The sequence below is a fragment of the Endozoicomonas sp. OPT23 genome (assembly GCF_009653635.1).
GTDB lineage: Bacteria > Pseudomonadota > Gammaproteobacteria > Pseudomonadales > Endozoicomonadaceae > Endozoicomonas_A.
Window position 1 is genome coordinate 272,788 of sequence record NZ_PPFD01000009.1, and the last position, 20,345, is coordinate 293,132.

The 20,345-nt window shown below is 47.4% G+C and carries 21 protein-coding genes and 1 other RNA gene; 9 read left to right on the forward strand and 13 right to left on the reverse strand.

From position 1 onward, the window contains the following. Positions 1-3 precede the first annotated feature (3 nt). The 3 genes from mraZ to rsmI all read right to left on the reverse strand — a co-directional run bounded on the left by mraZ (position 4) and on the right by rsmI (position 2,246). Positions 4-459, reverse strand: a complete 456-nt coding sequence (gene mraZ / locus EOPP23_RS20625; RefSeq protein WP_153767864.1) for a division/cell wall cluster transcriptional repressor MraZ — start codon at positions 457-459, stop codon at positions 4-6. 472 nt (positions 460-931) lie between these two features. After that, positions 932-1,341, reverse strand: an RNA gene (gene rnpB, locus EOPP23_RS20630) — RNase P RNA component class A. A 65-nt stretch (positions 1,342-1,406) separates the two neighbouring features. Beyond that, positions 1,407-2,246 carry a 16S rRNA (cytidine(1402)-2'-O)-methyltransferase gene (rsmI, locus tag EOPP23_RS20635; protein WP_153767865.1) on the reverse strand — a complete coding sequence of 280 codons (840 nt, stop codon included), beginning with the start codon at positions 2,244-2,246 and terminating at the stop codon, positions 1,407-1,409. A gap of 147 nt (positions 2,247-2,393) precedes the next feature. Between rsmI and EOPP23_RS20640 the strand changes: the two genes are divergently transcribed. The 6 genes from EOPP23_RS20640 to EOPP23_RS20665 all read left to right on the forward strand — a co-directional run bounded on the left by EOPP23_RS20640 (position 2,394) and on the right by EOPP23_RS20665 (position 7,695). Continuing rightward, positions 2,394-4,268: a penicillin-binding protein activator gene (locus EOPP23_RS20640; protein ID WP_153767866.1), complete on the forward strand. Its 1,875-nt coding sequence runs from the start codon at positions 2,394-2,396 to the stop codon at positions 4,266-4,268. Further along, positions 4,234-4,626: a YraN family protein gene (locus EOPP23_RS20645; RefSeq protein WP_153767867.1), complete on the forward strand. Its 393-nt coding sequence runs from the start codon at positions 4,234-4,236 to the stop codon at positions 4,624-4,626. The genes EOPP23_RS20640 and EOPP23_RS20645 overlap by 35 nt, the downstream gene beginning before the upstream one ends. 273 nt (positions 4,627-4,899) lie before the next feature. Continuing rightward, positions 4,900-5,487 (forward strand): phosphoheptose isomerase, encoded by a 588-nt coding sequence (locus EOPP23_RS20650; protein WP_153767868.1) that lies wholly within the window; start codon positions 4,900-4,902, stop codon positions 5,485-5,487. A 20-nt stretch (positions 5,488-5,507) separates the two neighbouring features. Further along, complete coding sequence (locus EOPP23_RS20655) at positions 5,508-6,080, forward strand: BON domain-containing protein (RefSeq protein ID WP_153767869.1); 573 nt, start codon at positions 5,508-5,510, stop codon at positions 6,078-6,080. Between the two features lie 356 nt (positions 6,081-6,436). After that, on the forward strand, positions 6,437-6,820 hold the full coding sequence (grcA, locus tag EOPP23_RS20660) for an autonomous glycyl radical cofactor GrcA (RefSeq protein WP_153767870.1): 384 nt from the start codon (positions 6,437-6,439) through the stop codon (positions 6,818-6,820). 257 nt (positions 6,821-7,077) lie between these two features. After that, entirely contained in the window at positions 7,078-7,695 is a 618-nt protein-coding gene (locus tag EOPP23_RS20665) for a type 1 glutamine amidotransferase (RefSeq protein WP_194842696.1), read from the forward strand. Between the two features lie 30 nt (positions 7,696-7,725). Here the strand turns inward: EOPP23_RS20665 and EOPP23_RS20670 are convergent, their stop codons facing one another. The 8 genes from EOPP23_RS20670 to pdxB all read right to left on the reverse strand — a co-directional run bounded on the left by EOPP23_RS20670 (position 7,726) and on the right by pdxB (position 14,767). Further along, positions 7,726-8,250 (reverse strand): rhodanese-like domain-containing protein, encoded by a 525-nt coding sequence (locus tag EOPP23_RS20670; RefSeq protein WP_194842697.1) that lies wholly within the window; start codon positions 8,248-8,250, stop codon positions 7,726-7,728. A gap of 82 nt (positions 8,251-8,332) precedes the next feature. Beyond that, positions 8,333-8,935, reverse strand: a complete 603-nt coding sequence (locus EOPP23_RS20675) for an NADPH-dependent FMN reductase (RefSeq protein ID WP_153767873.1) — start codon at positions 8,933-8,935, stop codon at positions 8,333-8,335. Positions 8,936-9,030: 95 nt separating this feature from the next. Then, complete coding sequence (locus EOPP23_RS20680) at positions 9,031-9,510, reverse strand: ClpXP protease specificity-enhancing factor (protein ID WP_370514845.1); 480 nt, start codon at positions 9,508-9,510, stop codon at positions 9,031-9,033. 165 nt (positions 9,511-9,675) lie between these two features. Beyond that, positions 9,676-10,311: a glutathione S-transferase N-terminal domain-containing protein gene (locus EOPP23_RS20685; RefSeq protein WP_153767875.1), complete on the reverse strand. Its 636-nt coding sequence runs from the start codon at positions 10,309-10,311 to the stop codon at positions 9,676-9,678. Positions 10,312-10,580: 269 nt separating this feature from the next. Further along, positions 10,581-11,399 (reverse strand): MetQ/NlpA family ABC transporter substrate-binding protein, encoded by an 819-nt coding sequence (locus EOPP23_RS20690; RefSeq protein ID WP_153767931.1) that lies wholly within the window; start codon positions 11,397-11,399, stop codon positions 10,581-10,583. 135 nt (positions 11,400-11,534) lie between these two features. After that, entirely contained in the window at positions 11,535-12,191 is a 657-nt protein-coding gene (locus EOPP23_RS20695; protein ID WP_153767876.1) for a methionine ABC transporter permease, read from the reverse strand. Beyond that, positions 12,181-13,212, reverse strand: a complete 1,032-nt coding sequence (locus EOPP23_RS20700; RefSeq protein ID WP_153767877.1) for a methionine ABC transporter ATP-binding protein — start codon at positions 13,210-13,212, stop codon at positions 12,181-12,183. The genes EOPP23_RS20695 and EOPP23_RS20700 overlap by 11 nt, the downstream gene beginning before the upstream one ends. A 409-nt stretch (positions 13,213-13,621) precedes the next feature. Beyond that, entirely contained in the window at positions 13,622-14,767 is a 1,146-nt protein-coding gene (gene pdxB / locus EOPP23_RS20705; RefSeq protein ID WP_153767878.1) for a 4-phosphoerythronate dehydrogenase PdxB, read from the reverse strand. Between the two features lie 207 nt (positions 14,768-14,974). Between pdxB and EOPP23_RS20710 the strand changes: the two genes are divergently transcribed. Then, positions 14,975-15,664 carry a hypothetical protein gene (locus EOPP23_RS20710; protein ID WP_153767932.1) on the forward strand — a complete coding sequence of 230 codons (690 nt, stop codon included), beginning with the start codon at positions 14,975-14,977 and terminating at the stop codon, positions 15,662-15,664. Positions 15,665-15,673: 9 nt separating this feature from the next. On the opposite strand, the gene tusA is transcribed toward EOPP23_RS20710, so the two are convergent. Continuing rightward, on the reverse strand, positions 15,674-15,916 hold the full coding sequence (tusA, locus tag EOPP23_RS20715) for a sulfurtransferase TusA (RefSeq protein ID WP_370514847.1): 243 nt from the start codon (positions 15,914-15,916) through the stop codon (positions 15,674-15,676). 299 nt (positions 15,917-16,215) lie between these two features. Here tusA and EOPP23_RS20720 point away from each other — a divergent pair, with 299 nt between their 5' ends. Next, positions 16,216-17,139: a Dyp-type peroxidase gene (locus EOPP23_RS20720; RefSeq protein WP_153767879.1), complete on the forward strand. Its 924-nt coding sequence runs from the start codon at positions 16,216-16,218 to the stop codon at positions 17,137-17,139. A 43-nt stretch (positions 17,140-17,182) separates the two neighbouring features. On the opposite strand, the gene EOPP23_RS20725 is transcribed toward EOPP23_RS20720, so the two are convergent. Beyond that, complete coding sequence (locus EOPP23_RS20725) at positions 17,183-17,929, reverse strand: ABC transporter substrate-binding protein (RefSeq protein ID WP_153767880.1); 747 nt, start codon at positions 17,927-17,929, stop codon at positions 17,183-17,185. 971 nt (positions 17,930-18,900) lie between these two features. On the opposite strand from EOPP23_RS20725, the gene ccoN reads away from it, so the two are divergent. Next, positions 18,901-20,337: a cytochrome-c oxidase, cbb3-type subunit I gene (gene ccoN, locus EOPP23_RS20730; protein WP_153767881.1), complete on the forward strand. Its 1,437-nt coding sequence runs from the start codon at positions 18,901-18,903 to the stop codon at positions 20,335-20,337. Positions 20,338-20,345: the final 8 nt, after the last annotated feature.

Here is a 20,345-nt window from a genome sequence, read left to right on the forward strand (position 1 = left end):
CCACTAAAGAGAGAGGGACTGCAGCTCGACAGGAATCTCGCCTGATTCACTGGCTTCCTGAAGATAATCGTCGCGCCGCTGATTCCAGCGCCCCTCATCCCAGAGTTCAAATTTTTTACCCTGCCCCAGCAAGATGCTGCGTTTGTCGAGACCAGCATAGTCTCTGAGCAAGGGAGGTACTAATACGCGCCCATTGGCATCCATATCAACATCAGTTGCATGGCCAATAAGCAAACGTTGAATTCGGCGGGTCATTGGATGAAAACTGGGGAGTGCTTCAATTTTTGCCTGAATCGCTTCCCACTCATCCAGCGGATAAATCAACAGACAGGGTTCATCGGTATCAATGGTCGCTACCAGACTTCCGGCACAGCGATCCCTTAACACCTGCCGATAACGGGTAGGTATTGCCATACGCCCTTTGGCGTCGAGATTTATGGCATTGACCCCACGAAACAAGCTTCACACTCCCTGATCTTTTTAGGTTTATTGCATGACTTCTTCTAGCTCTTCACTTAAAAAGCCTCTGTGGAAAACCGGTCATCCATACCTTATTTATCCACATTAAAATCACTGCAACCCACTTTTATCCACTTTATGCCACTGAAGCACACTATAGAAATCCACAAAACCCACGTCAAGCGTGGCTTTCACCTCAAACGTCAAGCTGTTGACTGGTCGCGGTCATAAATAGCAAGGGATGAAGCACAGAAAAACAGTTTAGAAAGAATACGATGGGAAGTTATTGAGAGAATCTTGTTGAAATGAGAATCAGTGTGAATAAATCTTTCATGGATTTGATGCAGCCTGTGCATAACTGATGTTAACCACCGATTATCCACAATCTGAAACCAGGCCGAACGACCCAGTGGAAAAGTTCTAAAAACACCCTCCTCCAATTATTAATGGTGGAAGGTGCTTCAGATAAAAAGTATCGAGTTGGCCTATAAGCCGGGTTCTGTCCAGCCTGTCTATAACAAGTTACACACAGGCTTGGGCAATCATTCATCTGGGATGCCTGTCACCAGACACCTCAAGCAACCTACCCGGATCCAGTGCGGGTCACACCTGTAGGATCCCTATTTGGTCTTGCTCCAGGCGGGGTTTACCGTGCCATGAACTGTTACCAGTCATGCGGTGCGCTCTTACCGCACCCTTTCACCCTTACCGGCCTTCACCAAAGTGAAGACTTAGGCGGTCTACTCTCTGCTGCACTTTCCGTAGGCTTTCGCCTCCCAGACGTTATCTGGCGCCCTACCCGTTGGAGCCCGGACTTTCCTCCACCAGCGAATAGTCATTTAACATAACCAATCAACTAACAGCGACTGCCCAGCCAACTCGAGGCCGCGAATACTACTGAAAGCCCGTGGTGACTGCAAGCCGGTTTAATACCAACAACCTTAAAGTCAGCCCTTAAGCTCCAGCGCAACGTCGTAGAGCTGCTTTTTACGGTAGCCTGTCATATCCGCAACAATCGCCGCTGCTTTCTTTGGAGGCAACTCTGAAAGAAGTCGTTCAAGCCACTTGCGAGCTTCTGAGTCGACCTCTTCTCTTTTCTCCTCTTCAGCACCTTGCACCAGCACAACAAACTCACCACGGCACTGATTGGAGTCTTCCTGCAGCATGTATTCAACTTCTTCCACAGAGCCAGCCAGCACTGTCTCAAAGGTCTTGGTGATTTCGCGAGCCAGCACAATATAACGATCAGCCCCCAGCACTTCTTTAAAGTCAGCCAGACTATCGAGAATTCTGTGGGTAGATTCATAGACTGCCCAGGTATGGGTATAGGCAGCCATAGCTTCCAGACGCTTTTTACGACCTGATGATTTTGCCGGCAGAAAACCCTCAAAATAAAAACGATCCGTCGCCAGACCGCTGACAGAAAGCGCAGCAATCAAGGCACAACAGCCGGGAACAGGTACGACCCTGAAGCCTGCTTCACGGACCTTTCTGACCAGAACAAAGCCCGGATCCGAAATCAAAGGCGTACCCGCATCACTGACCAGAGCTACAGATTCACCAGCCGCCAACCGTTTCACCAACTGTTCTGACTGATAACCTTCATTATGCTCATGGCAAGGTACCATGGGCGTCTCAATACCGAAGTGATTCATTAACTTACGACTGTGACGAGTATCCTCGGCAGCAATCACATCGACAGCCTTCAACACCGTAATACCACGCGGCGTCATATCATCAAGGTTGCCAATAGGTGTTGAGACCACATAGAGAATGGATTCAGACATTAAATTAGAGTCCGCAGAAAAATGCTGAGCAGTCTACTCTCTAACCCCCCAAGACAAAAGATAAGTACAGAACAATAGAGCCAGCGACAAAAATTAATATACAATGTCCCCATTAAAAAAACCGTTCAGGTCGTTGACTCCGAATTTATGAGCCAGAACTTATTTCCCCGCAGTCTGATATCTACGCTACTGATTCTGTCAGTATTGAGCGGCTGCTCAAGCCAGCCCCAGAAACCGTCAGGCCAGAAACTGCCGATTGCCGAGAGTCAGTCCGAAACAGCTGAAGATCTTTTATTCAAAGCTGAGCAAAGCCTTTTCCCGGAAAGCGCCCGGTTGAAAATCAAGGCCGTCGAACAGTTTTTCAGCCAGTCCCCTGTCAGAGCCAGAGAAATTCTCGACAGCATCGACTTCGAACACCTTCCTGATAGCCTTCAGGCTCGCTACGCACTGGCGCAGGCTCAGCAAGCCTTCCTGAGCAACCAGAACTGGCAGATCTTCTTCTGGCTGGATAGAGAACCTGTAATCAATAGCAATAATACGGCCATCACTGACCGCGCTCATACTCTCAAAGCTATCGCCTATAACCGCTTCAGCGAGTTCACCGCTGCTTTGGATGAGTGGGCCAGCCTCACCAGCACAGGCATACTGGAACTACCTTCCGATTATTACGACGAGTTTTGGAAAACGCTGCTGAATGCACCGGAAGACAGAATCAACCAACTTTTACTTAGCCAACCTTCCACCATCACAAAAGGCTGGGCTGACCTGGCTCTGCTGTATCACCCCGGGCGCACCCTTGACCAGCAGCTCAGCGGCCTGAACAGTTGGAAACTTCAGTGGAAAGATCACCCTGCTGAACGCTTCCTTCCCGAAAACCTTGCCCTGCTTCAGAGCAAAGCGGCCCAACAGCCAAAGAAAATCGCTGCTTTACTGCCGACCTCAGGCCCACTGGGTCAGGCAGGACGATCAGTCAGAGACGGCATCATCGCCGCCTATTATCAAAAACTGAAAAGCCAGAGTAGCGACAACCTTCCAGAACTGGTTTTTATGGATACCTTTGAACAGGATGTCAGTCTTCTTGCGACGATTGCCAGCGCTGAAGGCGCAGAAATGATCATCGGCCCTCTGGATAAATCTAACGTTGAGTTACTAAAGCATTCTGCACCGGTAGACTTGACCATTCTGGCTCTAAATAGCCTGAATACAGACTCACCGGAAGAAGATTTTTATGAGTTTGGTCTGGCCACAGAAGACGAATCCATAGCCGTAGCAGAAAGAGGCCGACTGGACGGACACCAACGTGTTGCCATTATCAGCCCCATGAGTCGCTGGGGCGACAAGGTCGTCGACAGTTTTAAGGACGCCTGGCTGAAGGAAGACGGCGAAATTGTCAGCGAGATTCGTTTCAAGCCAAACAGTCAATACAGCCAACTGGCAGGCGAGCTATTACTGGTTAATCAGAGTCAACAGAGAGCCAAAAAACTGAATCGTCTGCTGGGTGAAAAGCTTGGATTTGAAGCCAGACGTCGCCAGGATGTCGATATGATATTTATTCCGTCTTACCCGGAAGAAGCTCGCCAACTGAAACCGGCACTGGCTTATCAGTTTGCTGGCAAGCTACCTGTCTACTCAACTTCAAGTGCTTACTCTGGGTCCTATGACCGCAAAAACCAGGATCTTGATAAGCTCCGCATCCCTGTAATGCCCTGGGATCTTCCCTACGAGCAGAACGATATAAAATCCAGCGTACTGTCTATTTGGCCAGCAGCAACAGGCAACTACGGCAGTCTTTATGCTCTTGGTGCTGACGCTTTCAACATTTACCCCCACCTGTTGCAACTGACTTTCCTGCCAGGCAGTCAGGTTAACGGTTTAACCGGTCAACTCAGCATTGACCGTAACCAACAGGTACGACGCTCACTGCCATGGCAAACGTTCCGTAACGGTCGTCTGAAGCCTTTACCTATTCCAAAGCAAAGCAGCAGTCATGTTCTGGACACTGAAGCAGAAGACGAACAGTAAAGGCGCTCAAGCCGAGAAACTGGCTCTGAACTTTCTCCAGAGCCAGAGCCTGCAACTGGTCACAAAAAATTATGCCTGCCGTAACGGCGAGCTTGACCTGATTATGCTAGACGGCGAAAGTCTGGTATTCATAGAAGTTCGTCTCAGAACTAACAGCGAGTTTGGCGGTGCATCTGGCAGCATTACTGCACCCAAACAGCGTCGACTGGAAAAAACCGCTCTGCATTTCCTGCAATCTCACCCTGCTTTCAGCCACAGATTCTGTCGATTTGACCTTGTCTGTTTGACTTCTGCGCAAAGCAACAATGACGAACACCACCAAAAACCGATAGAATGGTTGAAAGGAGTTTTTCAGTAAGTACTTGGACATAAGAATCTATATGTCAGTACACTGGCTCCATCAGTATTAAGGCTCTGGTTTTGATTTATCAGACTTTGATTTGTCAGACCTTGATTCATCAGACAATGTTGTTATTTCCTGGGTGAGAACAACTCGTCACTGATAGTAAGATCAATAACCTTGAAAGCTGACATCAACTTGCTGCAGGTTTTAGCAGCATTACCACCAAAACTGTCAACTTTCGGCTGGAAGTTTGAGAAACAATGCCGGTAAATTTTAGGACCAAGAGTTATGCATGAACGCATCACCCGCCACTTCTCGGACAGCATAGACGCTAAAATTCGCGCAGCCGAAGCTCTGCCGCCGATGATTGCTCAATCTGCGGAAGTGATGGTTCAGTGCCTGCTGAATGAGGGAAAAATCCTCAGCTGCGGCAATGGCGGCTCTGCGGGTGATAGCCAGTATTTTGCCGCCATGCTGACCAACCGCTACGAGCGAGAACGCCCTTCTCTGCCAGCCATGTCTCTTAACGGTGACAGCCTGACACTCAGCGCCATTGCCAACGACAGCAGCTATCACGAAGTTTTTTCTCGCCAGATTAGAGCTCTGGGACAACAGGGTGATATTCTGCTGGCCATTTCCACGACCGGAAACTGCCCCAGTGTCGTACAGGCTATTCAGGCCGCTCACGACCGCGACCTTCTGGTGATTGCCCTCACCGGTCGTAATGGTGGCGATATGTCGAGACTGCTCCAGTCTGAAGATCTGGAAATTCGCGTAGAAGAACAAAGCCTGCAGCGAATTCAGGAAGTTCATACACTTGTAACACACTGCCTGTGTGATCTGATTGACGAGATTCTTTTTTCCGGCGACTTTTGATTCATTCAAGGGAAGATATTATGAACAAACTGACCACTCTGGCTCTGGTCAGCCTGCTAACCCTTATGAGCGGCTGCGCAACGGTCATTGAGACCATCAATGAAGACCCTATTCAGGTCGATCCTACCGAAAGGTCCTGGGGCAACTGGATAGACGATCAGACCATTGAAACCATCGCCGGTGTCAACATTAAGAAAGCGGACCCGGCTTTCGATAAAAGCCGAGTAAAAGTAGTTAGCTTCAATGGCACTGTCCTGCTGATAGGGCAAGTTACCAACGGTCAACTGAAAGACCTTGCAGAAACTACTGTCAGAGATATAAATCATGTGGGTAAGGTTTATAACGAGCTGACCATCGGCGCACCTGCCAGTATTCTGCAACAGAGCAACGACTCCTGGCTGACCACTAAAATAAAAACCAAACTGATTCAAAGTGAAGTAATTAATGCAGATCGAATCAAGATCAACACCGAACAAGGTGCCGTCTACCTGATGGGTCTGGTATCCCCAAAGCAGGCTCAAACTTCGGTGGATATTGTGCGCAACACAGGCGGTGTTCAGAAAATCATCAAGGTGTTTGAATACATCAAGTAACTGCGACGCTTCTCACAGACTTATTTTTCAAACACAGCTTTTTAAACACGACTTATGAAACATGGCTTATAAAAAATTGCTTTAAGCCAAAAGAGCATACTTTGTACGAGCTGGACAAAGTATGCTCACTACTAAAAAGCCTACTTCACCTTTCCCGTAAAAATACCGCCCCCACCCCAATTCCGACACTGGATTCAGAGTAGCAATACCTAGTTATTCAACGAAACCGGATTGATATGATGAAACTGGTTTTTCACCGAACAGGCCTGCAAAAAGTGGCGATTAAATTCGCTCGCTAACATGCAGCCTGCACACCCCAACAAGAAAATCACATCAATAAAGGTTAGAGAATTAACATGAAAGGCATTCAAATCACCTCCAGCGATAACAGCGCTTTGGTTAACTCCATCTGGCTGCTGGATGAGGAAGCCTCCGAAGCGCGCCTGGTTGCGGCAAAGTCTGACGAATTCAAGCAGGACGAAGTTGTTTCCCTGGAAACTCTGGGCCAGTTTGAAAGCCGTAATATTGACCTGGCGTTCGAAGAAAAGACCGTTCGTGAAGGCGGACAGCACCTGAACGTTAACGTTCTGTCACGCGAGAAGCTCGAAGAAGCAGCAGCCAATCCTGAGAAATACCCATCCCTGACCATTCGTGTTTCCGGTTACGCGGTTCGCTTCAACTCCCTGACACCAGAACAGCAGCGCGACGTGATCACCCGTACTTTCACTAACGAAATGTAAGTGTGTAAACGCACGTAATCGAATATTAAATGGCTATATCCCCGCCGGTGGCGGGGATATAGCTTATGTATTCATATGTTCGGGTACTTAAAGTACGCAGACACAGAAACTGTGTCTGATTTATCATTTGCCCGTAAAAAGCGGGCAAATGACTCTCTCCTTCAGAATCTCTGACTTCCACTAAGCCGATCCATTCTTGCCTTAAATTTCTTCTCATGTTTTTCTTATAGAATCAGGTTTCTATGGAAAGGCACTCCATGCAGACAACCAACAGCATTAATGAGCACAGCCACAACAAAAAAGTCATTATTATTGATTGCGGCAGTAGCAAGGTTAGTGAGCTGGTGACACTGATAGGTGACTCGGGACACCCCACAACCACTATTAAACTGGTCGAGAGTAACCTCTTTCCTTTTGAGCAATCACACTCGGTAATAATTTCAGGCGGCCCCCACCTGTTCACAGACTCCCCGGATAAACACCAATCATTGATGGCTCAGTTCGAATTTCTTAAAAATCTGGAGATCCCAACGCTGGGTATTTGTCTTGGTCATCAGGCATTAGCTATTATCCATGGCGGGCGGGTTTATCGGGATATTGAAAGAAGAGAGTTTGAACCTGTGAGAACGCTTCACAAACACTTTCTGTTTGAGAATCTGCCTGCCAACCCTGCATTTTCTGAAGACCATTGCGAAGGCATCTGGCCGTCGAAGAAGATGAAAGTGCTGGCAGATTCCGAGTTCTATGAAACCGAAGCTATTGAGATTTTAAGCCGCCCTATGTTTGGCGTTCAATTTCACCCTGAAACCTCAGGAGAAACAGGCAGGGTTCTGATTAATAACTTCCTGTCCTGGGCTGACCAGCAAAGCTACTAACCAAGCTGACTCAATTGAGTCAAAAACTGATTATTTAGCATCCTTTTCAAAAGGCAAACCCGCCTCTTTCCATGCATCAACACCACCTGGATGCCTGAATACATTATGGTACCCAAGCCTTACCGCCCACATGGCCGCATTATGTCCTCTGGCACAAGTCGTCCTGCCACAACTGAAAATCAGTAACATTCCCTTGTTATCACCCAGCAACTTTTGGAAGTCCTGCTCGGTCACACCCTTCATCAGAGAATCACTCCAGTCTCCTGACATGATCACGTCTTTGGGAAAGGTGAAATTAATCGCTCCCGGGATATGCCCCAACCTAAAATCACCTGGCTTGCGAACATCGACTAACAAGAATGGTTCTTTCTGATCAAACAGCGCTGCCAATTCATCCGTAGAGATCAAGCCATAGCCGGCATTTTCAGACTGACGTGCAAGATTGATACTGACCGCTTCCTGCAGACGCTCACCGGAAGGCCTAAAGTGACTGCAGCCAGAGAGCAAAACCACTATTGCAGTCAGGAGAAGAGATAGAAGAGCATTCAATTTCATACAGTACAACCAAATTGACCTTCGCATCAGGTTAGATAAACCTCAGCTAAGGTCAATTCAATCACGGAAGATTAATCTCTACTTACATTCCGTTAGACCAGGTCTTATGGTCCACCACACCGGAATCACGAACCAGCTTAAGAGCTTTTGAGTATTCGTTCAGCAGATTCAGATTGTAATCAATACGGGCACTGTAATACTCATCTTCTTCCGGCTTTTCACCCGTCATCAGAGACTCAACATTACGAATAATTAAATGCTCGGGAATGTAGCAGATACGATTATTCTTATAACTGCTGGAGCGCAATTCCTGCACCGGGTAGGTACCACCTATACTGGAAGAGATGGAGGTAATCATGGCTGGTTTGTGACCCAGCTGAATGGCACCAAAGATCAGAAAGAAATTCTTCAGTGCAGCTGGTACCATACCACCCCATTCAGGCGTCACAACTATAAAAGCATCACTGGCCTTTAGAGTAGCTCTCCAAGGGGCCAGAAGTGTTCTCCACTCTTCACTGCCTTCCCAAATAGATTCATCCCAGAGAGGCAAAGGATTATCAGCCAGATCGAGTACATTGACTTCATCAAAAAGAGCCAGTTCTTCCACTCTCTTTTTCATGATGTGGCTGACACGAGTGCTCTGGGAATTATTACGATGACTACCACTGATAATGGTTAGGTTCATAGAACACTTATTCCTGGAAATTATTATTAGATTCAGAGGACTATTCTATCGCCCAAAAAAAAGGCCACCATTACAGGCAGCCTTATTTTTATGGACTATTTGACCACTTTAAGAGAGGGTCGTCCGGTATTTCTTGGTGGTTTTGGAGGCTCGTCATCTTCAGTTGAAGTTGAGCTGCTGTCAGAAGCCGTAGGAACTGCTGTCAAACCCGGTAGTTCTTCACCAAACTCTTCCTGCTGCTCATCCGCTTCAGAATAAGATTCAACTTCAAACACCATGCCCTGACCATTTTCTCTGGCATAGATTGCCATCAATGCATCAAGAGGCACTACGATGGTGAGTGCTTCACCACCAAAACGACCATCAAAAGTTACAACATCATTACCCATATGCAGAGCTCTGACGGCTGTCGGGGAAATGTTCAGTACAATCTGCCCATCTTTAACGAACTCACCCGGCACTTCAACGCCATTGCGAGTCGCATCAACAAGAATATGGGGAGTACAGTCATTTTCCAGAATCCAGTCGTAAAAGGCTCTGGCAATATAAGGGCGACTGCTGGTCATTGTCATCATCTGTCTCCGTCCGGGCTAACATCAGAAAGCAGAAAATCAATCTGCTTCCTATAACACTCTAGCCAGATATTTCGACGATTTTCCAAAGAGACATTCATAAAGCTCAATAAAGAAAAAGCACCTTCATAAAAGATGCCTTTCAATTAAGCGTTCAGAATCGGACTCCTAGAGAGAATCGCGCATTTCTTTTTCGATTTCAGACAGGCTTTCTTTGAAGGATTCACGCTCGAACAGGCGCTCAGCGTAATCCAGAATGGCCTTACCCTGCTTAGGCAGCTCAATACCCATTGCTGGCAGACGCCAGAGGATAGGTGCTACACAGCAATCCACCAGAGTGAATTCATCACTCATGAAGAATGGCTTTTCTGCAAAGATAGGTGCGATGGAAAGCAGACTTTCACGCAGTTCTTTTTTAGCACGGGCCGCAGGCGTATCCTTGGTCTTAGGATCCATGATTACGTCTACCAGCGCACACCAGTCCTTCTGGATGCGGTGCATCATCAGACGACTTTGGGCACGGCTGACAGGGTAAACTGGCAGCAGCGGCGGATGAGGGAAACGCTCATCCAGGTATTCCATCATTACGCTTGGTTCATACAGAACCAGCTCACGGTCTACCAATGTTGGCAGGCTGTTGTATGGGTTCAGGTCAGACAGTTCCTGCGGCAGGCTATCAGGGTTAACGTCCTGAATGTCAACCGCAACACCTTTTTCTGCCAGAACAATGCGAACCCTGTGACAATAATGGTCAGATGGGTTCGAGAAAAAAATCATGGATGACTTTTTGGCAACTACAGCCATGCAGTACCCCCGCCTCATGCAAAGGAAAAAACTTCCCGACCCGCTCTGTTCCTGAAAACCATGTATTAACAGGAGCAAGCAGATGGGGTCGAAACTGGAAATAACGCACTATATTAGCAAACTTTGTCAATAAGGTAACAGTAACAAATTCACTCAAGTCTTTTGGCGCACCAGCTTTGCACCTGTCGACCCGTCAAAAACAGCTGTCTTATACGAAAAAACCCGAACGAAAAATAAATTTCATCCGGGTTTAAATAAGTACTACTTACTTACTTCCAGCCAGCAACCGCACTGCCTTTAAACAGCTCTTCTGCTTTTTTCTCTACAGCCTGAGAGTGATAAGACTCAACCAGCTTAGTGATACGATCGTCTGCCTTGTTATCTTCACGGGATACGATCAGGTTTACGTAAGGAGAATCCTTACCTTCAACCAGAATCGCATCACGGCTTGGCAGCAGACCTGCTGGTACGGAATAGGTAGAGTTGATGAATGCAACGTCAACGTCGTCCAGTGAACGTGGCAGCTGAGCAGCGTCCAGCTCAATAAACTTCAGACCTTTTGGGTTTTCAGCGATATCTGCCGGCGTTGCTTCCAGATTGGTAATATCCTTCAGCTTGATGATGCCCTTATTGTCCAGCAGGATCAGGGTACGACCTTCATTGCTTGGATCATTAGGAATAGCAATGGTTGCGCCATCCTTCAGCTCATCAAAATTTTTCAGCATTTTAGAGTAAGCGCCAATCGGATAAACAAAGGTGTTACCCACCGCAGTCAGCTTAAAACCACGATCGTTGATCATGCTATCCAGGTACGGCTTATGCTGAAAAGCATTGGCATCGATAGAGCCATCGGCCAAAGCAACGTTTGGAGAGATGTAATCAGAAAATTCAACCAGCTCAACTTTTACACCGTGATCCTGTTCAGCAATCTGGGCTGCAACTTTCATTACGTCCGCTTCAGGACCCGCCATTACACCCACCTTCAGTGGACCAGTACCATCGTCTTGTGAACTGCAGCCGGCCAGTACAACACTGCCTGCAACCAGCAAACTTCCCGCGAACTTTTTAAGCTTATTAATAGCGAGCATTTCTACTTCTCCTGATAAATGCATTCAGTTTCTGAATGAATAAAATCTGTTAAGTGTGTTTACACACGTAAATAAATATCTGATCGTCTTTTGCCTGCCTGAAACAGGCAATAAACGCATAAACCTGATTTTCAATTAACGACTACGGTCGTAATGATTCTGCAGGCGGTCGCCCACTGACTGAATCAGCTGCACCAGTACAATCAGCACAACAACCGTTGCCAGCATGATCACACCATCAAAACGCTGATAGCCGTAGCGAATACCCAGATCTCCAAGACCTCCGCCACCGATAGCGCCCGCCATCGCCGAATAACTCACCAGAGTCACCAGAGTAATGGTCATGCCATTGATCAAGCCTGCACGCGCTTCCGGCAGCAATACACGACTGACGATTTGTACTGGCGTCGCACCCATTGCCTGAGCTGCTTCAACCAAACCACCCGGCACTTCATTAATAGCACCTTCAGCAATACGAGCCACAAAAGGAATCGCTGCCAGTGTCAGTGGCACAATGGCTGCTGTCGTTCCTATGGATGTGCCTACCAGAAGGCGGGTCAGAGGAATAATAGCCACCAGCAGAATAATAAAAGGTACGGATCGGGCAGCATTAACAATAGCGCCCAGCACAGAATTCAGCGCCGCATTTTCCTTTATTCGACCAGGGCGAGTGACATAAAGCAGCACACCGAGAGGAATACCAAACAGGAAACTCAGACCACCAGAAACCATGGTCATGTAAATGGTTTCCCACAATGCTTTACCCAGCAGTAACCATGAATCAGCTGACATAACCGGCTACCTCCACCTGCACATGCTCTTTCAGATAGTTAAGAGTTTCTTCAATCTGATCGTCTTTACCTGCCACTTCTACCATCAAAAAGCCCATGGTGTTGCCATGAACCGCTTCGATATCAGCCTGAAGAATATTAAAGTCCACTTCGAACTTTCTGGCCGCCTGAGTAATCAACGGCTGCGCTACTTTCTGACCTACAAAGGTGATACGGATGACAGGTCGACTGCCGGCGAAGGGTTCAGGCTGAAAGCTGTCTTCCAGTTCAGAGACAGGCTTCTCATTAATCGCATCACGCACAAATTCGCGCGCCAGCTCGGTTTGAGGGTTCAGGAAGAATGACTCAACGTCGTTTTCTTCGATCAACTTGCCGTAACTCATGATCGCTACCCGGTCACAGATGGTTTTCACCACATCCATCTCATGGGTAATAATCAGTACGGTGATTTTCAGTTCACGGTTAATGTCTTTTAACAGTGCCAGAATAGAACGCGTGGTTTTTGGATCAAGCGCCGAAGTGGCTTCATCGCACAGCAGCACTTTAGGCTTGCTGGCCAAAGCTCTGGCAATAGCAACACGCTGCTTCTGACCACCGGACAACTGTGACGGATAGTTATCACGCTTATCTTTCAGACCGGTCAGCTCAAGCAGAGGCGTAACAGCTTCATCAATCGCTTTACGATTCGCTCCTGCCAGTTCCAGAGGCAGCGCAATATTTTCATAAACCGTGCGACTGCTCAGCAAATTGAAATGCTGAAAGATCATGCCAATGTTGTGGCGCGCCTGGCGCAGTTCAGCTTCTGACAACTGAGTCAGATCCTGGCCATCAACCTTTACCTCTCCAGAGGTCGGTCGTTCCAGCAGGTTCACACAACGGATAAGGGTACTTTTACCGGCACCACTGGAGCCAATCACTCCATAAATCGAGCCTTCCGGTACTTGCAGGTCAACACTGTCTACAGCAGCAACCTCTTTCCCACCAGCCCTGAATACCTTGGTAAGGTTCTTCAGTTCTATCATCTTCACTCCTGCCTGCTTTTCCTGAATTCACTCTGGTACATGAGTTCAAGTACGACAGCCATTCTTAATAAAAACGGGTCATTACTTCTGACAAAGATTCTTCTGTCAGGTTCTGAGCTTGTCTTGAAGATAGCGCCGGGAAAGTCATGAGTTCAGGTTTAGCTGTCTCATGGTTTCTTTTTGAAAGGCAAAAAAAAACCACCCTGCGCTAACAGAGTGGTTTTTCGGAATTCGGTAAACCCTTCTTTTAGCGGAATTTTTAGTGCGCCCGCAAGCCAAGACAAATCAGCGCATGGCCTGAACATTAATTCAGGCCTGAATCGAAGTCAAGCATCGATTCAATCTTATATAAAGCACATTCGTACTAAGTGGAAATACCCGCACACTGCAGTGAAAACCAGCAAAGCCGCTAATCAACCAACTGCAAACCGAGTCCCGACAAGGTGTTTCGCACTGCTTCAGTACAACGCCCCGCCCTGACTCGAAGAGTGCCAAACTCTCTGCGTTCAGCGTAGTTTTTTCTCATCACATCAAACGCAACGGCTCGCTCGACCTCTGGCAACTTCATTGATTGACGCAGCCTGGCATCATCCCGACGAATATCATAAATCGCCCGCATGGCCAGTCTTGCTGCCTGATCCGCAGTCACATCTTCAGTAAAAATCATTTTTCGCAGTACCGGGATTGGAGTGATTGCCCCCAACCGGACGCGGGCAGGCAAACCAAAGGTCTGACAAAGTGACTGATAGACCATCTCGGTTCCGGTCACTTTACCGTCCAGACTGTAACCAGCAATATGCGGTGTACCAATATCCACCCATGCCAATAATTCGGGATCAACTTCCGGTTCATGCTCCCAAACATCGAGTACCGCACTCAAATTCTTTCCAGCTTTTAATACTTTCAGAAGAGCTCTGTTATCAACCACAGGGCCACGCCCTGCATTAATCAGAATGGTGCCCGGCTTCATTGCATCAAGCTCTGCCTCACCAATAAGGTGATGGGAAGGAAAGTCACAGTTTTTAGTTAAAGGCGTATGAACAGCAATAACATCGCAGCGCTGAATCAGTTCTTCCAGCTCAACAAACTGAACTCCCTCAACTTGCTCGCAGAGAGGGTCATTCGCCATGACCTGAACATCAAGTCCAGCCAGCGTACCGTAGAGACGACCACCTACCTGCCCTTTACCAATAATGCCAACCGTTCTGTCCTGCCAACGAAAGCCATCCCGCTCAGCCAGCACATCAAGAGCGGAAATAACGTACTCCACCACAGAGCGGGCATTACAACCGGGCGCATTGGCAAAACTGATTCCAAGCTCTGCCAGAGCATCACCATCAACATGATCCACACCGGCCGTACAACTGCCGACAAATTTCAGCGATGAACCAGTCACCAGAGAAGCATTCACTTTGGTCACCGATCTCACCAGTAATGCATCAGCTCCCACCAGATCATCTGGTGAAATACTTCTTCCTGGCAGCGCTACAACCTCCCCCAAACCGGAAAAGGTTTCGTGGAGCAATGGAATATTTTCGTCAGCAACAATCTTCATAATGAAATCAGTGTATCTCTGAATACATCAAAGTGCTGATACTATCGTTCTGTCTAATCACACACAAACCTTTCAATCAGAGCCATCAGCTCCAGCACTTCCATCCCTGACTCAATAAACCTAAACCACTGTTTGCCGATAGACACATTCAGGGCCAACAGCACTTCAACTCCATCAGTAGCCCTGCCTAACATGACCGGAGCATTAATGGATAAGAAGCCGGAAAACGACACTAATGTCATTGATCTGTTCACCAAAAAACCTGTTGATGAACCTGAAGACAGCCAGATTATCAGGCTGGCTCCAGAGTTTGATGGTCTGGAAATGCTTTACAGCAACGACGCCAATCCGGGCAAACTGTTCAGTATGAAAATTCTGTGCTGGGCACTCAAAAAGGACGGCACGGTTGATGCAATGGTGCCATGGCTGAATAAGCTGGTTCCGGCTCAGGAATTAAACGACCCGTTAAATGGCCACTGGGAAGGTTACTACGACAGTTTTCACGATCATGCCTTCTTCGAACCACCCGAATACAAGATCACCGAACTGGAAACCGCTGCGCAATACTATGACGCCAGCGAAGATGAACCTGAACGGGTTCTTCAGGAAATAACCGACAATATCGGTACTCACGCCATTCTTTCAGAAGACAACTTCAGCACAATCATGCTGATTCATGTCACCAGCTGGCGCTTGTATAACGATGGTCGCATTCACGCCATGCTGGCTGATGAGAAGAAAGTAACTACCACTCCCGTGCTACCCAAAGACGATTGTCTGTTTCCAGCGCAGGAGCATGAACACTTCAAATACTTCTTCCACCATATCATTGCCAATAAGATTAAACATGGCGATGAGGAAGCCATTGCCGCTTTCTCACAACTGATAGAAGAATAAAATTCGGGCTTATTTTGCAGCTTTACGAATCAGGTAAATAAATTCCTTATCCTGCTCTTTCTGCAGCAATAATTCGTGGTCGAGAAAATTACAAAATTTTGGAATATCTCTTTGAGTTGACGGGTCTGTTGCTCTGACCTGCACAGTTTCACCCGCCTTCATATCCCGAACCTTGTTATGAAGCATCATCACTGGCTCAGGGCAGAACAGGCCACAGGTATTCAGCTCGTGACTAACCTCAAACTCCGCCACAGCTTCATTCAATACACACTCTTCGGACACAATATCTCCCGGTACTTTTTTATAAACCAGCGTTTTTATAAAACCCACGCTTTTATGAAACTCATATCGTTATAAAACCCGTCGCCTGACAGGTTCGAGTTTAATCAGTGCTCAGCTTAAGCACAGACAACACCGATCTCAACAGGTGTTTTCCACCACTCAATACTGCCAGAGCAGTAGCCTTAGTCGTTCTTTCACTTTCAAGTGTTCGCAAAAGAAGAAATAATAGCTGAATAGCTGATTCAGCACGTTTGACTAAGGTAAACCTCATGGCCCAGCAGCAATCAGGCATCACCCCGGATGCCAACTCCGATGCGCTATTTTTGGTACTTTCGCTCAAGAATCCAAAAGAATCCTCCCCCGTTATCAAAGCAACCCTGAGGCAGATCCCTGATCTGACCCAAACCTTATCCAATACTTATCCACAGGCACAGCTCTCATCGACGGTAGCCATAGGCAGCTACGCCTGGGATCAACTGTTTACAGTAAAACGTCCTGCAGAACTAACGCCTTTCAAGCCCGTGTCCGATGGTGACAGAACAGCGCCAGCCACTCCTGGCGATATTCTTTTGCATATTCGCTCAGACCGGCATGATCTGAATTTCAAACTGCAGTCTCAAATCATGTTACTTTTCGGTGATAGTGTTCAGATACAGGAAGACATTCACGGCTTTCGCTATCTGGACAGCAGAGACCTGACCGGCTTTGTGGATGGTACTGAAAACCCTGCTGGTGATAATAGAGCCAGTGTTACTCTGGTAGGCGATGAAGATGCTGCTTTTTCAGGTGGAGCTTACATACATACCCAGAGATACATTCACAACCTGAAACATTGGCAAAAGCAACCTGTCGTTGAGCAGGAAAAAGTGATTGGTCGCACCAGGGAAGAGAACATTGAGTTCAGTGGTGACGAAAAAGCACCAACCGCTCATGTTAAAAAGTCGAACATCAAGAATACTGAAGGGAAGAGCATGGAAATTCTGCGTCACAGCATGCCCTATGGCAATGCCAGTGAATCAGGTCTTTTCTTTGCTTCCTATTGCCGAACACCCGAGCATTTTGAAAAGATGCTGGAAGCTATGATTCAGGCCGATAGTCATGGTCATTATGATCATTTGATGGATTATTCAAATGCCGTAACCGGCTGTTTGTTTTTTGCTCCATCCGTGGATTTTCTAGACGTTCTTTCCTAATCTTCATAGCCGGAGTCTCAACTGTGATTCCGGTCTTTCAATATTAACGCGCTGTTCGAAGAATTCCTTCAAGAGTCCCGTCTGCTTTCATAGCATCCAGAGCTGCTTGAAGCTTGTGCACAGTTTCATCCGAGATCTCTTTATTCAGCGCCAAATAGTAGTCAACTGACTTGTAACGAAAAACCTCTTCACCACGGGAAACACCTGCCATTTTAGCCAGATAAGGCGAAGACAACTCACTACTGACCCAGAGATCAATACGATCAGCAGCCAGCTTTTTCGGGTTACGGGTATTTAAGGTTGTCTGATCGACATCAACACCATTAGCCAGCAAGTACTCTGTCGTTGCATCACCTTTATAACCACCAATACGGTAATTTTTCAAATCATCCAGCTTATTGATTCTAATCGGACTACCGGTTTTTTTCAGGATAATCCAGTTATCGCTTACCAGAGGCCCCACCCACTTAAACTCGGGTTCTCTCTCCTCAGTCAACGTAGTGGAAAAAACGCCAAATCCTTTTTTGTTCTTCACCTGTTCGTAGATACGATTCCAGGGCGTACGCAGTGTCATGGAATAATCGACACCGGAACGCTCCATCATATTCTGCACAATTTCTACAGAAACACCTTCAATACCATCTTCCCGGGCAAAGTTCTTTCCCTCAGTACTGTAGTTAAACGGCGGGTAATTTTCAGTCATCAGCTTCAGCTTATCTGACGCAACAGCTGACTGAGTGAACAGCAGGACCAGGGCGCAAAGCTTAAGGATCTGGTATTTATACTGCATAAACAGTTTCCTTAATTATCTCTATGATTTTGTTTTGTACAAATTGCGTACGGTTCCTATCGAAAATACTTAAATAAAATAAGTTCAGCCATTTGCCGCGAGCGCGCGGCAGACAATAAAACGGGCTATCTTCTTTTGATGTAAGTCAATATACCTATAAAAAACAATCAATCCTATCTGGGTTTACCGATCAATTCATGGCAGTCTGGAATCACTTAAAAAAGACAACCAAAGATAAACAAAGTCCACCAAAACCTCTTTGCGCTGCGCAGAAATAAAGGACTACAGCCCAGAGATCAAGGACTGCCTGACAAAGCGTATACAAAACAGAAAATACCGTAAAAACCTGCTTTCTACTCATTAGAGACAGCTAAAAAGCCATAGCAGGTCATTAGATATTTCTGTATGATTGCGGCGGGTTTTATCACAGGTTTTAACAGACAAAACCTGTGATGCCGCTTGACCGGATAATTATAAGAAGTGTATGTACCCGGCTATTAGATCGAGGACAAGCAAACACTCCGGGTTCTGGATTATCAGAACTCAACAACAGAGGTAAAACCAGGGGCAACCAAAACCATTTTTGCCACCAGATATTTCAGCCAATGTTACGATCAACAATCGCGACTGAAGCTTATAATAACCGGTGGTTGAAAAGTAGCCCACGGCAACCGCTTCTGACAAGGTCTACGGACAACCCAGGGGAGTTAACCGGAATCAGGTTTCACGGCCAGAAATTCATTAGTACAGTTGCGAGTCAACGCACTGCCTGGACAAACAACGGTAGTAATACTGTTCGCTGACCACGCTATTGCTGTATCTACAGCATAATCAGTGCCAATTGACATCAGGGGGGATTAACCAACCATGTTCCTCTGTATTATTGAATTCCTGTTGTAAATCGCAGTGTTTCAGGTCAGCTCCGGTATCGATTTTTCATTTTCAAGCAGAACCCGAAGGTAACATGGAGCATGAGCACTGCAACGTTACAGCCAACCTATAACTATAAGGTTGTCAGGCAGTTTGCCATTATGGCGGTGGTGTGGGCCATCGTCGGTATGGCGATGGGACTGTTCATCGCTACGCAGATGGTTTTCCCAGAACTGAACTTAGACTTACCCTGGACCAGCTTCGGCCGGTTAAGGCCTTTACACACTAACGCCGTTATTTTTGCATTCGGTGGCTGCGTACTGTTCGCAACTTCCTACTATGTAGTGCAAAGAACCTGTCAGGCGACACTGGCTCTGCCAGGTCTGGCCGCTTTCACCTTTTGGGGCTGGCAGCTGGTTATCGTACTGGCGGCTATTACCCTGCCACTGGGTATTACTTCTTCCAAGGAGTATGCCGAGCTGGAATGGCCAATTGACATCCTGATCGCTGTGGTCTGGGTGGCGTACGCGATTGTCTTCTTCGCAACCATCATGAAACGTAAGGCCAAGCACATTTATGTGGCTAACTGGTTCTTCGGCGCTTTCATCATTACCGTTGCAGTACTGCACATTGTTAACAGCGCTGCACTGCCTGTTACCATGACCAAATCCTATTCTGCTTACGCAGGTGCCATGGATGCGATGATCCAGTGGTGGTACGGTCACAACGCAGTAGGTTTCTTCCTGACCGCTGGTTTCCTGGGCATGATGTACTACTTCGTACCCAAGCAGGCTGAGCGTCCGGTTTACTCCTATCGCCTGTCTATCGTGCATTTCTGGGCACTGGTTTCCCTGTATATCTGGGCCGGTCCTCACCACCTGCACTACACCGCGCTGCCAGACTGGGCTCAGAGCCTGGGCATGGTAATGTCTCTGGTACTGTTGGCGCCATCCTGGGGTGGCATGATCAACGGCATCATGACGCTGTCCGGTGCTTGGCACAAACTGCGTACTGACCCGATCCTGCGCTTCCTGGTGGTATCTCTGTCCTTCTACGGTATGTCTACCTTCGAAGGCCCGATGATGGCGATCAAGACCGTTAACGCTCTGTCTCACTACACCGACTGGACCATTGGTCACGTACATTCCGGTGCTTTGGGCTGGGTTGCCATGGTGTCCTTCGGTTCCCTGTATCACCTGATTCCAAAAGTCTGTGGTCGTGAACAGATGTACAGCGTCGGCCTGATCAACGCTCACTTCTGGCTGGCTACCATCGGTACCGTATTGTACGTAGTAGCGATGTGGGTAAACGGCATCACTCAGGGATTGATGTGGAGAGCAGTAAACAACGACGGCACACTGACTTACAGCTTTGTAGAATCTGTTACAGCCAGTGAATTCGGTTATGCCGTTCGTGCCATTGGTGGCGCCTTCTTCTTACTGGGCGTATTCCTGATGGCATACAACGTTTACCGCACTGTTAAATCCGGCAACGAAAAAGAAGGTGAAGTTCAGGCATCTTCTGCACAGACAGCCTGATCGGGGAG